This is a genomic window from Streptomyces sp. SID5643, assembly GCF_009872555.1.
In the GTDB taxonomy this organism is placed as follows: Bacteria; Actinomycetota; Actinomycetes; order Streptomycetales; family Streptomycetaceae; genus Streptomyces; species Streptomyces iakyrus.
Genome location: NZ_WWIC01000205.1, coordinates 1 through 14,213, shown reverse-complemented (window position 1 = coordinate 14,213; position 14,213 = coordinate 1). Strand labels below are relative to the sequence as shown.

General features: G+C 72.2%; 14 protein-coding genes, 1 tRNA gene and 1 pseudogene. 9 read left to right on the top strand and 7 right to left on the bottom strand.

Features of this window, described 5'->3' with window-relative positions; translation table 11 throughout:
- Nucleotides 1-61 precede the first annotated feature (61 nt).
- The 3 genes from GTY56_RS23335 (at nt 62) to GTY56_RS23325 (ending at nt 3,752) form a co-directional block, all read left to right on the top strand.
- Entirely contained in the window at nt 62-1,090 is a 1,029-nt protein-coding gene (locus GTY56_RS23335) for a LacI family DNA-binding transcriptional regulator (protein WP_161367283.1), read from the top strand.
- A gap of 134 nt (nt 1,091-1,224) precedes the next feature.
- Nucleotides 1,225-2,238 carry a LacI family DNA-binding transcriptional regulator gene (locus tag GTY56_RS23330; protein WP_346345546.1) on the top strand — a complete coding sequence of 338 codons (1,014 nt, stop codon included), beginning with the start codon at nt 1,225-1,227 and terminating at the stop codon, nt 2,236-2,238.
- A gap of 179 nt (nt 2,239-2,417) precedes the next feature.
- Complete coding sequence (locus tag GTY56_RS23325) at nt 2,418-3,752, top strand: glycoside hydrolase family 68 protein (protein ID WP_161367282.1); 1,335 nt, start codon at nt 2,418-2,420, stop codon at nt 3,750-3,752.
- A gap of 71 nt (nt 3,753-3,823) precedes the next feature.
- Here the strand turns inward: GTY56_RS23325 and GTY56_RS23320 are convergent.
- Together GTY56_RS23320 and GTY56_RS23315 are read right to left on the bottom strand one after the other, a co-directional pair.
- Nucleotides 3,824-3,897 (bottom strand) — tRNA-Pro (locus GTY56_RS23320).
- A 43-nt stretch (nt 3,898-3,940) separates the two neighbouring features.
- Nucleotides 3,941-4,162 (bottom strand): hypothetical protein, encoded by a 222-nt coding sequence (locus tag GTY56_RS23315; protein ID WP_161367281.1) that lies wholly within the window; start codon nt 4,160-4,162, stop codon nt 3,941-3,943.
- Between the two features lie 264 nt (nt 4,163-4,426).
- On the opposite strand from GTY56_RS23315, the gene GTY56_RS23310 reads away from it, so the two are divergent.
- Nucleotides 4,427-4,771, top strand: a complete 345-nt coding sequence (locus GTY56_RS23310; protein WP_161367280.1) for a cupin domain-containing protein — start codon at nt 4,427-4,429, stop codon at nt 4,769-4,771.
- Between the two features lie 13 nt (nt 4,772-4,784).
- On the opposite strand, the gene GTY56_RS23305 is transcribed toward GTY56_RS23310, so the two are convergent.
- Nucleotides 4,785-5,783 carry a LacI family DNA-binding transcriptional regulator gene (locus GTY56_RS23305; protein WP_161367279.1) on the bottom strand — a complete coding sequence of 333 codons (999 nt, stop codon included), beginning with the start codon at nt 5,781-5,783 and terminating at the stop codon, nt 4,785-4,787.
- A 110-nt stretch (nt 5,784-5,893) separates the two neighbouring features.
- On the opposite strand from GTY56_RS23305, the gene GTY56_RS23300 reads away from it, so the two are divergent.
- On the top strand, nt 5,894-7,057 hold the full coding sequence (locus GTY56_RS23300) for a Gfo/Idh/MocA family protein (protein ID WP_161367278.1): 1,164 nt from the start codon (nt 5,894-5,896) through the stop codon (nt 7,055-7,057).
- A gap of 10 nt (nt 7,058-7,067) precedes the next feature.
- Here GTY56_RS23300 and GTY56_RS23295 read toward each other — a convergent pair whose 3' ends face one another.
- Together GTY56_RS23295 and GTY56_RS23290 are read right to left on the bottom strand one after the other, a co-directional pair.
- Nucleotides 7,068-7,679 carry a TMEM175 family protein gene (locus GTY56_RS23295; protein WP_161367277.1) on the bottom strand — a complete coding sequence of 204 codons (612 nt, stop codon included), beginning with the start codon at nt 7,677-7,679 and terminating at the stop codon, nt 7,068-7,070.
- A gap of 64 nt (nt 7,680-7,743) precedes the next feature.
- Nucleotides 7,744-8,775, bottom strand: a complete 1,032-nt coding sequence (locus tag GTY56_RS23290; protein WP_161367276.1) for a LacI family DNA-binding transcriptional regulator — start codon at nt 8,773-8,775, stop codon at nt 7,744-7,746.
- 108 nt (nt 8,776-8,883) lie between these two features.
- Between GTY56_RS23290 and GTY56_RS23285 the strand changes: the two genes are divergently transcribed.
- The 4 genes from GTY56_RS23285 to GTY56_RS23270 are packed head-to-tail and all read left to right on the top strand — an operon-like array spanning nt 8,884 to nt 12,894.
- Nucleotides 8,884-10,041, top strand: coding sequence for a phytanoyl-CoA dioxygenase family protein (locus GTY56_RS23285; protein ID WP_161367275.1), 1,158 nt, complete (start codon nt 8,884-8,886; stop codon nt 10,039-10,041).
- A 7-nt stretch (nt 10,042-10,048) separates the two neighbouring features.
- Nucleotides 10,049-10,825 carry an SDR family oxidoreductase gene (locus GTY56_RS23280; protein ID WP_161367274.1) on the top strand — a complete coding sequence of 259 codons (777 nt, stop codon included), beginning with the start codon at nt 10,049-10,051 and terminating at the stop codon, nt 10,823-10,825.
- 45 nt (nt 10,826-10,870) lie between these two features.
- Complete coding sequence (locus tag GTY56_RS23275; RefSeq protein ID WP_161367273.1) at nt 10,871-11,875, top strand: Gfo/Idh/MocA family protein; 1,005 nt, start codon at nt 10,871-10,873, stop codon at nt 11,873-11,875.
- Nucleotides 11,872-12,894, top strand: coding sequence for a Gfo/Idh/MocA family protein (locus GTY56_RS23270; RefSeq protein ID WP_161367272.1), 1,023 nt, complete (start codon nt 11,872-11,874; stop codon nt 12,892-12,894). Before GTY56_RS23275 ends, GTY56_RS23270 begins: the two co-directional genes overlap by 4 nt.
- 30 nt (nt 12,895-12,924) lie before the next feature.
- Here GTY56_RS23270 and GTY56_RS23265 read toward each other — a convergent pair whose 3' ends face one another.
- Nucleotides 12,925-13,683 (bottom strand): hypothetical protein, encoded by a 759-nt coding sequence (locus tag GTY56_RS23265; RefSeq protein ID WP_524540130.1) that lies wholly within the window; start codon nt 13,681-13,683, stop codon nt 12,925-12,927.
- 308 nt (nt 13,684-13,991) lie between these two features.
- Nucleotides 13,992-14,213, bottom strand: a pseudogene (locus tag GTY56_RS40745) (acyltransferase family protein); the annotation flags it as partial.

Genomic DNA, 14,213 nt, shown 5'->3' with positions numbered 1-14,213 from the left:
CCGCATGTTCCGGCCGAGGCCGCGGCCCGGAACCGGGAGCACCCAGGAGACGGTTTCCTCCATGGCAGCGAGCCGCAGACCCACCTTGGCCGATGTCGCCCGAGAAGTGGGTGTCAGCGCCAAGACGGTCTCCCGAGTCCTCAACGAGGACGGGCCCGTCTCGGCCCGGACGCGGGAGCACGTCCTCGCCGCGGTGGCCGAGTTGGGCTTCCAGCCGAACCTCATGGCCCGCAACATCCGCGTCGGCGGTCCCGACACGACCGTGGGGCTGGTCATCCCCGACCTGGCCAACCCCTTCTTCGGAGCCGTGGCCCGCGGTATCGAGGACACGGTCCGCGGCCGCGGCCTGACGCTGCTCATGGGATCGTCCGCGGACGATCCCGAGCGCGAACGCGCCCTGACGGCCCAGTTCCTCGCCCGGCGCGTCAGCGTCCTGATCGTCGTGCCGTCCGTCGGAGCCGACCACTCCGACCTCAAGTCGCACCGTACGGCGGGGCTGCCCGTCGTCTTTCTCGACCGGCCGGGGGTCGGCCTGTCCACGGACAGCGTCGTCAGCTCCAACCGTACGGGCGCCCAGGAGGGCGTCGCGCACCTCATCGCCCACGGCCACCGCCGCATCGGCTTCGTCGGTGACCTGCCCGTCAGGCTGTACACCCGCCGCGAGCGCCTCGCCGGATACCGGGCCGCCCTGCGCGAAGCCGGCATCCCCTACGACCGCTCGCTGGTCGTCAGTGCGCACGATCAGCAGGGGGCGGAGGCAGTGACGGCGCAGCTCCTCGAACGACCCGATGCCCCCACGGCCCTGTTCGCCGGGAACAACATCATGGCGCTCGGCATCGTCGCCGAACTCGCCCGCAGCAAGCGCAAACACGTGGCCGTCGTGGCCTTCGACGACGTTTCTCTCGCCGAAGCGCTGGAACCGGCCCTCACGGTCGTCGCCCAGGCGCCCGAGGAGATCGGCCGCAGCGCCGCGACCACCGCCCTGGCCCGCCTCGACGGCGACCGTTCCCGGGCCCGCACGATCACCGTGCCCACTCGGCTGGTCGTCCGGGGGTCGGGAGAGCAGCGCGTCTCAGGCGGCCGTCGCTGACGGGCCGAAGCGCCTCCCGCGAGCGGTGGAGGCCCGGGGGAAAGAGCAGTCGACGGGCCCGGCCGGCGCGGCACCCCGCGGCCGGGGATGGGCGTGTCAGGTGGCTCATCTGCGAGTTCGGGTACTGTACGGCCGTGGGAGAACGGGCGACCATCGGCGATGTCGCGGCCCGGGCCGGGGTGGGGGTCGGCACGGTTTCGCGCGTCCTGAACGACAGCCGTCATGTCAGCGAGGACACCCGCGAGCGGGTACTGCGGGTGATCCGGGACCTGGACTACCGGCCCAACCGGCGCGCTCGCGCCCTGTCCACGGGACGCACCCAGAGCATCGCCGTCATCGCGCCCTTCGCCACCGAGCCGTCGGTCGTCGAGCGGCTGCGTGGCATCTCGCACGAGCTGCACGGCAGCGACCACGACCTCACCCTGCTCGACGTGGCAACACCGGACCAGCGTGATCAGCAGTACCGGGCGGTGGCCGCCGGGGACCGCTTCGACGGGCTGCTGGCGATCTCGCTCGCTCCCACCGACGACGAAGCGAAGCAGCTGGCACGTGCCGCCCTGCCCACGGTACTGCTGGACTGTGAGCACCCGGATCTGCCACGTGTGGTGATCGACGACGTGCGCGGCGGCATGCTGGCGACCCGTCACCTGCTGCAACTCGGCCATCGTCGCATCGCGTTCATGGGCGATGTCGCCGACGATCGTTTCCGTTTCAGTGCGAGTGCCCGTCGGCGCGAGGGCTGCGAGCTGGCGCTGCGCGCGCACGGCCTGGCGCTGGAGGAGCCGTACGTCCGGGTCGGGTCCCACGGCCGCGCGGTGGCGCACCGCCTCACCGACGAGTTGCTGGCCCTCCCGGAGCCCCCCACCGCGATCGTCACCAGTTCCGACACCCAGGCGCTGGGGGTGATCGAAGCGGCGAACTCGGCGGGTGTGAGGGTCCCTCAGGAACTGTCCGTGGTGGGCTTCGACGACCTCGACGTGGCGGCCTACGTAGGGCTGACCACGGTACGCCAGCCCCTGCGCACCAGCGGCGGCATCGCCGCGCGCCTGCTGCTGGAGCGCATCGGCCGGCCGCTCGGCGACTCCGTCGAGAAGTTGCTGGAACTGGAGCTCGTGCCTCGGCGTACGACGGCTGCCGCGGGAGTCTGATCCACGGTACGCCGGCGTTGGACCGGTTCCATGATGTTCCATGACGCCGTTCCGACCGCTGCTCATAAGTAGATGTTCACCTCACAAGTTCACTAGTTTTCAGTGGAATTGAGGTACTGTCAGCGATGGAACCGGTTCCGCATCTTCCATTCGTTCCCTCTTCCCCCCAAGGGTGACGTATGTACAGAGCAAGACGAGTGGTGCTCCGGCTGGCGACGGGTCTGGCAGCCCTCGCGACGTTGAGCGGCATCATCACTCCCGCTTCCGCCTCCCCCCACGACCCGTCCCGGACGGGAACACGGCAGTACACCGCCGACGACGACCACACGGCCGTCTGGTCCCGCGCGGACGCCCTGAAACTCCGGCAGGACAGGACCAACACCGCCCCTCGCGTGTCGCCCGACTTCCCGGTCATGAGCGACAAGGTGTGGGTGTGGGACACCTGGCCGCTCACCAAGCTCAGCACCCGGACCGCCACCTACAAGGGCTGGCACGTCATCTTCTCGCTGACGGCTCCCCGCTCGGTGCCGTTCGGCGACCGGCACTGGTACGCGAAGATCGGCTACTTCTACTCGCGTGACGCCAAGAGCTGGAAGTACGGCGGCGACCTGTTCCCGTCCGGCACCTCGTTCGGCTCCCGTGAGTGGGCCGGCTCGACGGCGCTCGTCGGCGACAAGGTGCAGTCCTTCTACACCGCCTCCGGGCGCGACAACGGCGGGGTCGACCCCAGCGACGCGCTTCAGCGTCTGGCGCAGGCGACCGGCAAGATCCACGCGGACAAGAACCGCGTCTGGTTCTCCGGCTTCCGGGACCACCGCATCATCGCCGAGGCCGACGGCAAGATGTACCAGACCCTCGAACAGTCGCAGCAAGGCCCGATCATCTACGCCTTCCGCGACCCGTTCGTCTTCCGCGACCCGCGGGACCGCAAGGTCCACCTGCTGTTCGAGGGCAACACGGGCGGTACCGCGGGCTCGTACCAGTGCACCAAGCGTGACCTGGGCGACCTCCCGGCCGGCCACGAGGTGCCGGAGGACTCCAAGTACTACACGGGCAACATCGGGCTGGCCACGGCCACCGGCGACAGCATGGAGAACTGGAAACTCCAGCCCCCGCTGCTCTCGGCCAACTGCGTGAACCAGCAGACCGAACGGCCGCACCTGGTCATCCGCGGCGGCAAGTACTACCTGTTCACCATCAGCCACAAGTTCACGTTCGCGCCGGGGCTGAGCGGCTGGGACGGCCTCTACGGGTTCGTCGGCCCCGGGCTGCGCAGCGACTACCGGCCGCTCAACGGCAGCGCGCTGGTCCTGGGCAACCCCGAGGACGCCCCGACACAGCAGTACTCGCACTACGTGATGCCCAACGGGCTGGTGGAGAGCTTCATCGACACGGTGCCGACGGCTGACGGCGGGACCCGCTTCGGCGGCACCCTCGCACGCACGCTCGTGCTGTCCCTACAGGGCGACAGGACGAGGCTGGCCGGTCAGCTGGACTACGGCTTCATTCCGTAGACCGGCCCGACCACGATGAGGGCCGGTTTCGGATACCTCCGAAACCGGCCCTCATCTGCGACTCATACGAGTCGGGACGACAGGATTTGAACCTGCGACCCCTTGACCCCCAGTCAAGTGCGCTACCAAGCTGCGCCACGTCCCGTTGCGCACCGCGCGGATGAACCGCGTGATCACGCAGGTCAACCCTACCGCATGGGGAGCCGTCCCCCGGCCGGTGCCGACGGCCGGTCCGGGCGCCGGGTCCAGCCCGCGAGACCCACCGTCGAGACGGCGACAGCGAGGACGGCCCACCAGGGGAGGCCCGCCTTGGTCGCGTGACCGGCGCAGGCCGCCACGGCCAGGAGTGCCGTGACAACCCCTCCGGGCAGTCCGGCCCATCGGGCGGGTCGTCGCCCCGTCTCCTCCACGTCCTGCTCCCCCTTCACCCACGCAGTCGCCTGCCCGGGGACACCTCAACTCCCGGGCATATGCCGCAAACAATACGCCAATCGGCGGGAACTCCCGACCAGGGCATAGGGGTTGAGACGGACAAAGGAGGTGTGGGAGTGCCGTTCCGGTCCGGTCCGCCCCGCGGTCGCAGGGCCGGGGACGACGGAGTGTCCGCCCGGCCCGCCCCGCGCCCCACACTCTGTCCAGGCCGCTCCCCCGTTCACCGGGGCTAAGGTCGCCGCATGACGCACAGCTTCGTACTGCACATCCCCGACGCCGAGCTCGAACCCGAGCCCCTCGCGCCCGAGCAGATCGTCTCCGGAACGCCCGAGGTCACCGGCAAGGTCGTGTGGGAGTCGGAGGACGGCCGTCAGGTCCGGGGCGTCTGGCAGATCACGCCCGGCGTGGTCACCGACACCGAGGCCGACGAGCTGTTCGTCGTGATCAGCGGCTCGGCGACGATCGAGGTGGAGGGCGGGCCGACGCTCACGGTCGGGCCCGGCGACCTGGCCGTCCTGCGCGAGGGTGACCGTACGACGTGGACGGTGCACGAGACCCTGCGCAAGGCGTACGCGATCAACCTCTGAGCGAGCCGGGCGATCAGGGCGCCGGGGCCGTCGAACCGCGGATCTCCAGGGTGGGCGTGGCCAGGTGGACCCGGCCCGCTCCGCCGGGGCCCTCGAAGCGCTCCAGCAGACAGCGGGCCGCGCGGCGGCCGACCTCGTGGCTCGTGTTGTCGACCGTCGTGAGCCACACGTGCCGCAGCCGGGCGATGCTCGTGTTGTCGTAGCCGACGACGGACACATCGCGCGGAACCCGCAGCCCCAGCTCCTCGGCCGCCGAGAGCACGCCGATGGCGGCCATGTCGTTGACGGCGAAGACGGCCGTGGGCCGTTCGGGGCCGCTGAGCAGCCGGACGGTCGTGCGGTAGCCGCCCTCCTCGGTCATGTCGCTCGGCTCGACCACCGCCCGCTCCGCCAGGCCGTGCCGGCGCATGGCCGCTTCGAAACTGCCGCGCCGCAGCTCGCCCACCGCGCCGTAGCCCGCGATGTGCGCGATACGGCGGTGCCCGAGGCCGATCAGGTGCTCGGCGACCAGCCGGGCGCCCCGCTCGTCGTCACCCGCCACCACGTCCACGCCAGGCGGGGCCGGTTCGCGGGAGCCGGCCAGTACGACCGGGATCCGCTCGGCCACCGCGCCGAGGGCCGCCGGGTCGGGCAGCGTGCCGACCACGACCAGGCCGTCGACCCGCAGGTCCAGCAGCGGGTCGGCGGGGTCCTGGCCGGTGCGGCGGTTGAGACGGGCGTCGGCCAGCAGCATGTGCAGGCCGTTGGCGTGCAGCAGGGAGTTCAGGCCGTCGAGGAGGTCGACGAACCAGGGGTTGCGCAGGTCGTTGAGGAGGACGCCGACCGTGCGGGTGCGCTGCTCGCTGAGGCTGCGGGCGGCGGCGTTGGGCCGGTAGCCCAGCTCCTGGGCGGCCCGGAACACGGCGTCCCGCTTCTCGGGGCGCACCTGGTCGGAACCGCGCAGCACGAGGGAGACCAGCGACTTGGAGACACCGGCTCGCTCGGCCACGTCCCGGATCGTCGGCTGTCTCATGGGATGGACCGTTCCATGAGGCGCCACGGCTTGTCAAAGGGTTGACAGCGTCGGCGAACCCCGCCCAGGGTGGCCTGGACAGGTTCTGGAACGGTCCAAGAGGGGCTCTCATGGTGGACACGCTCGGCGTCGCCGTCGTCGGATTCGGCTGGATGGGGCGGGTGCACACCCAGGCGTACGCGCGTGTGCGGCACCACTATCCGCGGCTGCCCCTCGTCCCGGAGCTGGTGACGGTCGCCGAGGAGGTACCGGGCCGGGCGGAGGAGGCCGCCGCGCAGTTCGGGTTCGTCTCCACGACCCGCGACTGGCGCGAGGTGGCCGCCGACCCACGGGTCGGGGCGGTCAGCATCACCGCGCCGAACTTCCTGCACCGTGAGATCGGCGTCGCCATGGCCGAGGCGGGCAAGCACATCTGGATCGAGAAGCCGGTGGGTCTGACCGCCGAGGACGCCCGTGCGGTGGCGGACGCGGTGGCCTCGGCGGGAGTGCAGGGCACCGTCGGCTTCAACTACCGCAACGCGCCCGCTGTCGAGGCGGCCCGCGAGTTGATCGCCTCCGGGGAGATCGGCACCGTCACGCATGTCCGCGTACGGCTGTTCAGCGACTACGCGGCCCACCCCGAGGGTGCGCTGACCTGGCGGTACGAGCGCGAGCGGGGCGGCAGCGGGGTGCTGGGCGACCTTGCCTCGCACGGCGTGGACCTGGCCCGGTTCCTGCTCGGCGACATCACCTCCCTCGCGGCCGACACGGCGGTCTTCCTCCCGCAGCGGGCCCGCCCGGCCGGCGCCACCGCGGGCCACAGCCGCGCCGCCGGAGGTGAACTCGGCCCGGTGGAGAACGAGGACTACGTCAGCTGCCTGCTGCGGTTCGCCTCGGGGGCGCGCGGTGTCCTGGAGGCCTGCCGGGTCTCGGTCGGCGAGCAGAACAACTACGGCTTCGAGGTGCACGGCACCAAGGGGGCGGTGTTCTGGGACTTCCGCCGCATGAACGAGCTGGGCGTCAGCCGCGGCACGACGTACCAGGACCAGTCCGTGACCACGGTCTACGTCGGCCCTGGCCACGGGGAGTTCGCCGCGTTCCAGCCGGGCGCCGCGAACGCGATGGGGTACGACGACCTGAAGGTCATCGAGGCGTACCGCTTCCTCACGTCGGTCGCCGAGGGCTCCTCCCACGGGGCGACGCTCATCGACGCCGTGCACAGTGCGGCCGCACTGGACGCGATGGCGCGGTCCGCGCAGAGCGGGAGCTGGGCGGAGGTGACCGGGCGAGCGTGAAGCGGTCCCGTCAGCGCGGGCCCTGAGACCGCCGGCCCAGGTAGGCCTTCGCCGGGACGAGGACCAGCCACAGCCACATGACGGCCGGGCCGGTGACGAAGACCAGCGGAACGGTGACGAGGAAGACCACCACGATCGTGGCGCTGTCGAGGAGGTACAGCGGGGCCGTCGCCTCGGTGGGCGTGCCGTGGCGCAGCCAGGGGCGCCTGGCCAGGACCGCGGCCACCGCCAGGTGGCAGCCGCCGAGCGCGGCGACGGCCCCCGCGTAGACGGCGACCGTCACGGACTGGTCGCCGTACTCGGCGAGCAGCCGGGTCGGGAACGGCACGAGGGCCGCGACGCCGAAGCCGAGGACGGACAGGCTGATCACCTGTCCGTCGACCTCGCGCACCCCGCGGAAGATCCTGCGGTGGTCGCGCCAGTAGCTGCCGAGCACCGCGACGCTGAGCGCGTAGGCCCCGAGGTCGGGGAGCACCCGGCGCAGCGCCTCGCGGTACTGGTCGGGCTCCAGGTCCCGCGGCACGTAGAGATCCAGGACGAGCAGGGTGATGGCGATGGCGAACACGCCGTCGGCGAGCGCCAGCAACCGGTCCGGCCCGCCGTCCGGGCGTGATGTCCACATGGGTCCGACGGTAGGCGCGGCGCGGGTCCCGCTTCCGGATCCACGCCCGGCCGGGCCGTCCGGATCACACGGCCGCCTGCGGCGGCATGTTGTACGGCGTCACCACCTGGATCGCCGACGGCAGGGTCGGTCCCGCCGGCGGCAGCGCGTCGTGGGCGCGCATGACGGTGTGGCAGGCCTCGCGGACGTCCTGGCGGAGGTCGTGGTGGAGCACGGCGGACAGGCGGTGCTCGCGCAGCAGCCGGGTGTTGTCGTGGTCGAGGTCGTGCGCGACGAACACCGCGCAGTCGCGGCCGAGGTCGTCGAAGGCGCGCAGCGTGGCGATGTTGCCGCCGCCGATCGAGTACACGGCGCGGATGTCCGGGTCGCGTTCCAGTGCGGCCCGAACGAGGTCGTACTGGGTGGCGTCCAGGCCCTGGCCCTCGGCGATCTCGACCAGCGTGCGTTCGGGGTGCCGGGCGCGCATCACGCCGCGGAAGCCCATCTCGCGCTCTTCCTCGTTGCGGAAGAAGCCGCTGCTGAGGCTGGTGAGGACGTTGCCCGGGCGCTCCCCCAGCCACTGGCCCATCAGGTACGCGGCCGTCGCCCCCGCCGCCCGGTCGTCTATGCCGACATAGGCGCGGCGGGCACTGGCGGGCAGGTCGGTCACCAGCGTCACGACCGGGACGCCGGCGGCTTCGAGCCGGCCGACCGCGGCGGTGACTTCGGGGACGTCCGGGGCCTTGAGGATCACGCCCTGCGAGCCGCGCCGGGCGATGCGCTCCAGGGTCCGCACCAGCTCCCCTGCCGGGCCGGTCTCGCGGAAGTGGAAGCGGGAGCGCAGCACCGCCGGACGCAGGGACGGCAGTTCTGCCTCCAGGGCGGCGCGGATGGCCGTGGTGAACCGCTCGGGCGCCTGCATCACGATGTCGACCATGAACGTCCGGCCGACGAGGCGGACCTGGGTGCGCTGCCGGTCGAGGTCGGCGATGGCCTGGCGGACCTCCCGGGCGGTGCTCTCGCGCACGCCTCCCCTGCCGTTCAGCACCCGGTCGACGGTCGCCTCGCTCAGGCCCGCCTGACGTGCGATCTCCCGGATCGGGAACGGGTGGCCCATGCGCCGGCTCCTTGAGGGGTTTTTGATGGCTCGCTGCTGGTTGTTCGAGGTGTTTGTACTGACAAGAATGACAGGGCTGCGTCGCTCCGTGACCCCGAAGGGACGACGATGTCCTTCACTTCCGTCCACCGCCGTGCCTGGCTGTCCGAACAGGACTGCGATCTCGACGCGTTCCGCGCGCTGGTCGAGCAGGCCACCGACCCCGCCGACTATCCGCACGCCTCCGCCGTGGAGCAGAACGTGCTCGTCTACGACTGCGCCCTGCTCGAAGGCGACCGGGTGGTCCAGGCCGAGCTGGTGCGGGCGCTCGCCGACGGGCCCGGCATCGTGGTCTTCCGCGGCGCCTTTCCCGACCCCCGGGTCGTGGACCGGGCCACCGACGTGTTCGAGGCGCTGATCGCCGAGCAGCGCGCCTCGGGCGCGGCCGCCGGAGACCACTTCGCCGAGCCGGGCGCCAACGACCGGGTGTGGAACGCGCTGGAGAAGGCGGCCCTCCACGACGCGGAGGCGTTCGCCGACTACTACGCGAACGAGATCCTGGCCCTGGTCGCCACCGCCTGGCTGGGCCCGGGCTACCAGGTCACCTCCCAGCTCAACGTGGTCAACCCGGGCGGGGCCGCCCAGACCGCGCACCGCGACTACCACCTGGGTTTCGTGGCGAACGACGCCGCCGCCGCCTATCCGGCGCACGTGCACCGCCTCTCCCCCGTGCTGACGCTCCAGGGCGCGGTCGCGCACTGCGACATGCCGGTGGAGTCCGGGCCGACGATGTACCTGCCGCACTCGCAGAAGTACGAGCCCGGCTACCTCGCCTGGCGGCGGCCGGAGTTCCGGGCGTACTTCGAGGCGCACCACGTGCAGCTGCCGCTCGCCAAGGGTGACGCGGTGTTCTTCAACCCGGCTCTCTTCCACGCGGCCGGCACGAACCGCTCCGCGGACATCCGGCGCATGGCCAACCTGCTCCAGGTGTCGTCCGCGTTCGGCCGTGCGATGGAGACGGTGGACCGCGAGGCGGTGTGCAACGCGGTGTACCCGGTTCTCCTCGAACGCAAGGCCGAGGGTGCCGACCAGGCGTGGCTGGAGCAGGTGATCGCGGCGAGCGCCGAGGGCTACCCCTTCCCCACCAACCTCGACAGCGACCCGCCGGTCGACGGACTGGCCCCGCCCTCGCAGGCGGATCTGATGCGGTGGGCGCTGCGCGAGGAGTGGACGCCGCAGGCGCTCCGGGCGGAGCTGCGGGCCGGTACCCAACGGCGAGAGAGCTGAGGACCCGATGGGACTTCTCGACGACAAGGCCGTCCTGGTCAACGGCGGAAGCCAGGGGGTCGGCGCGGCCATCGCGCGGGCCGCTGTGCGCGAAGGGGCGGTCGTGGCCGTCACCGGACGGCGCCCCGGACCGGGCGAGGCCCTGGTGGAGGAGCTGACCGCCGCGGGCGGCAAGGCCCTGTACGTGCGGGCCGACCTGTCGGACGCCGGGCAGGCCAAGGACTCCGTCGCGCAGGTCGTGCGGGCGTACGGCCGGGTCGACTGCCTGGTGAACTCGGCCGGACTGACCTCCCGGGGAACACTGCTCGACACCACGCCCGAGCTGTTCGACCAGCACATCGGGATCAACCTCAAGGGCCCGTTCTTCGCGATGCAGGCGGTGGTGGCGGACATGGTGGGGCGTCAGGCGCCCGGCACGATCGTCAACGTCATCACCTCGTCGGCGCACGGCGGGCAGCCGTTCCTGGCGCCGTACGTCGCCGCCAAGGCGGGCCTGATCGGCCTGACGCGCAACGCCGCGCACGCCCACCGCTGGGACCGGGTACGGATCAACGGCCTCAACATCGGCTGGACGGCGACGGAGGGCGAGGACGCGACGCAGAAGGCCTTCCACGGCGCCGGGGACGACTGGCGCGAGGAGGCCGCGGCGAAGCTGCCGATGGGCAAGCTGGGGCAGCCGGACGAGATCGCCGACTTTGTCGTCTTCCTGCTGTCGGACCGGTCCGGGGTGGTGACGGGGTCGGTCATCGACTGGGATCAGAACGTCCTCGGCGGCCTGGACTGACGACTCTCCGCAACAAACCTTCCCCCTCTCTAGGAGCAACACCCCATGCGTATCGGAATCCTCGGCCTCGGCCGCATCGGCGCCTTCCACGCCGAGACCCTCTCCGGACTCGACGCCGTCGACTCCCTCGTCCTGACCGACCCGTTCGCCGATGCCGCCAAGGCCGCCGCCGAGCGGTTCGGGGCCGAGGTCGTGGACTCGCCGGAGGCCCTGCTGGCCGCCGGTGTGGACGGCATCGTCGTCGCGGCCGCGACGGACGCCCACCCGGCGCTGATCCTGGCCGGTGTCGAGGCCGGCGTCCCCGTCTTCTGCGAGAAGCCCGTCGCCAGGACCATGGCCGAGGGTGTCGAGGTGCTCAAGGCCGTCGCCGGCCGGGACGTGCCGATCCAGATCGGCTACAACCGCCGTTTCGACACCGGGTTCGTCAACGCCCGCGCCGCCGTGCTGAGCGGTGAGCTCGGCAAGCTGCACACGGTCCGCTCGACCACGCTGGACCCGGCGCCGCCGCCGGCCGCCTACATCGCCGCCTCCGGCGGCATCTTCCGGGACTGCTCGGTGCACGACTTCGACATCATCCGCTGGGTGACCGGCCGCGAGGTGACCGAGGTGTACGCCGTGGGGGGCAACCGGGGCGCCGACTACATCAAGGAGGCCGGTGACGCCGACACCACCGGCGCGATCCTCACCCTCGACGACGGCACCATCGCGGTGGTCTCCAACTCCCGCCACAACGCCCGGGGGTACGACGTCCGCATGGAGATCCACGGTTTCACCGACTCCATCGCCGTCGGCCTGGAGGACAAGCTGCCGCTGCGTTCCGTCGAGCCCGGGGTGACCTTCCCGGCGGGCACGCCGCACGACTTCTTCATGGACCGCTTCACCGCCGCCTACCGTGCCGAACTGACCGCGTTCACCGAGGTCGTGGCCGGCACCCGCCCCTCCCCCTGCACCATCGAGGACGCTCTGGAGGCGGGGTGGATCGCCGACGCGTGCACGCTGTCCCTGCACGAGCACCGTCCCGTGACGATCGAAGAGGTACGGCAGGCATGAGCGAGGAGGGCCGGGAACCCCTGCGCATAGGTGTGCTGGGAGCCGCGCGGATCACCGAACGCTCCCTGGTCGGCCCGGCCCGGGCGACCGGCCACCGCCTCGTCGCGGTGGCCGCCCGCGACCGCGCCCGCGCCGAGGCGTTCGCCGCCGGGCACGGCGTGGAACGGGTGGCGGATTCGTACGCCGAGCTGATCGCCGATCCCGAGGTGGACGTCGTCTACAACCCGCTCGCCAACGGCCTGCACGGCCCGTGGAACCTGGCCGCCCTCGCCGCCGGCAAGCACGTGCTGTCGGAGAAGCCGTCGGCGAGCAACGCCGAGGAGGCGGCCCAGGTGCGGCGGGCCGCCGAGAAGGCCGGCACGGTCTTCATGGAGGCCTTCCACTACCTCTTCCACCCCGTCACCCGGCGCCTCCACGAGCTGCTGGCCTCCGGTGAACTCGGCGAACTGCGGCACGTCGAGGCCCTGGTCGCCATCGCCGCGCCGCCGGACACCGACCCGCGCTGGTCGCTGCCGCTGGCCGGCGGCGCCCTGATGGACCTCGGCTGCTACAGCCTGCACGCGCTGCGGATGCTCGCCCCCTGGGCGGGCGGTGCCCCGCGCCTGGCCGCCGCCCGGGCCGGGGAGCGCGCGGGCGCGCCCGGGGTCGACGAGTGGCTGGAGGCCGATCTGGAATTCCCGGGCGGCGCCACGGGCTCGGCCCGCTGCCACATGGCGTACGACGGGCTGGACATGAGCATCCGGCTCGTCGGTTCCCGGGGCGAGGCGACCGCCCCCAACTTCGTCCTGCCACAGCTGGACGACCGGGTCGTGATCCGCACACCCGAAGGCGAGCGCACGGAGCACCTAGGTACACGCTCGTCGTACACGTACCAGCTGGAGGCGTTCGCGGCCCGGGTGCGGGAGGGCACGCCGCTTCCGCTGGACGCGGACGACGCGGTGACCACGATGGAGCTCATCGACGCCTGTTACCGGCAGTCCGGGTTCGTACCGCGGCCGCGCAGCTCCCTCGGAGGGTGACACCGGCCGTGCGGGACGGCCTGGCCGGTGTCACTCCGGCCCGTGTTCCGGACCGCCGAAGTCGGGGCTCGTCAAATCCGGACGGGTGAGGCCGGACGTCCGTGTGGTCGGCGGGGACGGCATCGTACGGTGCGGCGCTGCCGGCGAGCCCGGGTCCGCGAGCGCATCCCGGAGGAACGGGACGATGCCGCGTTCCGTGAGCGCTTCCCGCCAGGCCTCCCGGGCCCGGGTGACCTCCTCGCCGGGCTCGTCGCGAGGGGGGCCGGTGCTGTTGCGCAGGGCCGTGAGAAGGAGCCCGGCGGAGGCGACGAGGAGCGACACGGCGGTCACCGCACAGAACAGCCAGCCCAGGGTGATCAACGTCCGGCTGAACGCCGACTCCGGGTTGAGCACGTGCAGGACATAGCCCACCAGCAGGAAGATCACCGCGGCCGTTCCCGCGAGGACGGGTGCCAGGACCGCGAGGACGGCGGCGGGACCCGCTCCGGGAGCTTCGTCGGGGTGAGGGGACGACGGACTGGACGGCGCCGGCGCCCCCCGCCGCTCGCGGACTGTCACGTAGTGCTCGTACTCACTCGCCGCGGCCGCTGTGATGAGCGGAGCGGCCCGGAGCGCCATGATCCGCAGTTGTTCGGCGTTGAGCCGCTGCCCGAGAGCGGCCAGTTCCGGGCGCTCCGGCACGGAGCGCAGCGCCTGGTCGAGGGTGCGCTCGTAGTCGGCCCGGTCCTCGCTCAGCAGGCGGGCTTGCGCGGCGAAGTTGCCTCGTGCGGGGACCGTGGCCCGTGTGATCCTCGGGCGCGTCGGCGAGGGTCTCGGCGCCGGTCCCGGGGCGTTGCCGGAGTGCCCGGCGGGCGACGGCGCGGTCGTCTGCTCCCCCACGGTCGGTTCCAGGAACACCTGCTCAGGTGCCGACGGTGCCACGGCGGTGTCCGCGGCCGTCGCGGGGGCGGGCGGGCGCACCGGTAGCCCGAGGAGCGAGGCGAGGACGCGTCGCCCGAGGGACAGCCGACGCCTCTGTTCGTACGTGGCGGGCCGGCGTCCCGAGCGGTCCACGCCGAGGATGCTCGCGGCGATGCGCCGGGACAGGGGATGCCGCGTCATCGCGCCCCCTCCTCTCCGACGGCCGGCCTCGGGGGAAGGGACGGCGTCTCACGGCCATGGCGTTCTCTGCCGGGGTTGCCCGCGGCGTCGGCCGGGCGGCCGTTCGGGTGGGCGGTGTGCGGGGGGAGGGCCCTGGTGTCCACCGGTGCTCCGTCAGCGTCCACGGCCACCGCCCCGGCGGGCGGCCCGGCGGCGGGCGGCCCGGGCAGCGCGGCGGG

Bases quoted from the DNA above. Each gene is read 5' to 3' on its own strand.
- GTY56_RS23335 (WP_161367283.1), top strand. From the start codon at position 62: ATGGCAGCGAGCCGCAGACCCACCTTGGCCGATGTCGCCCGAGAAGTG.
- GTY56_RS23325 (WP_161367282.1), top strand. From the start codon at position 2,418: ATGTACAGAGCAAGACGAGTGGTGCTCCGGCTGGCGACGGGTCTGGCA.
- GTY56_RS23310 (WP_161367280.1), top strand. From the start codon at position 4,427: ATGACGCACAGCTTCGTACTGCACATCCCCGACGCCGAGCTCGAACCC.
- GTY56_RS23305 (WP_161367279.1), bottom strand. From the start codon at position 5,783: ATGAGACAGCCGACGATCCGGGACGTGGCCGAGCGAGCCGGTGTCTCC.
- GTY56_RS23300 (WP_161367278.1), top strand. From the start codon at position 5,894: ATGGTGGACACGCTCGGCGTCGCCGTCGTCGGATTCGGCTGGATGGGG.
- GTY56_RS23295 (WP_161367277.1), bottom strand. From the start codon at position 7,679: ATGTGGACATCACGCCCGGACGGCGGGCCGGACCGGTTGCTGGCGCTC.
- GTY56_RS23290 (WP_161367276.1), bottom strand. From the start codon at position 8,775: ATGGGCCACCCGTTCCCGATCCGGGAGATCGCACGTCAGGCGGGCCTG.
- GTY56_RS23285 (WP_161367275.1), top strand. From the start codon at position 8,884: ATGTCCTTCACTTCCGTCCACCGCCGTGCCTGGCTGTCCGAACAGGAC.
- GTY56_RS23280 (WP_161367274.1), top strand. From the start codon at position 10,049: ATGGGACTTCTCGACGACAAGGCCGTCCTGGTCAACGGCGGAAGCCAG.
- GTY56_RS23275 (WP_161367273.1), top strand. From the start codon at position 10,871: ATGCGTATCGGAATCCTCGGCCTCGGCCGCATCGGCGCCTTCCACGCC.
- GTY56_RS23270 (WP_161367272.1), top strand. From the start codon at position 11,872: ATGAGCGAGGAGGGCCGGGAACCCCTGCGCATAGGTGTGCTGGGAGCC.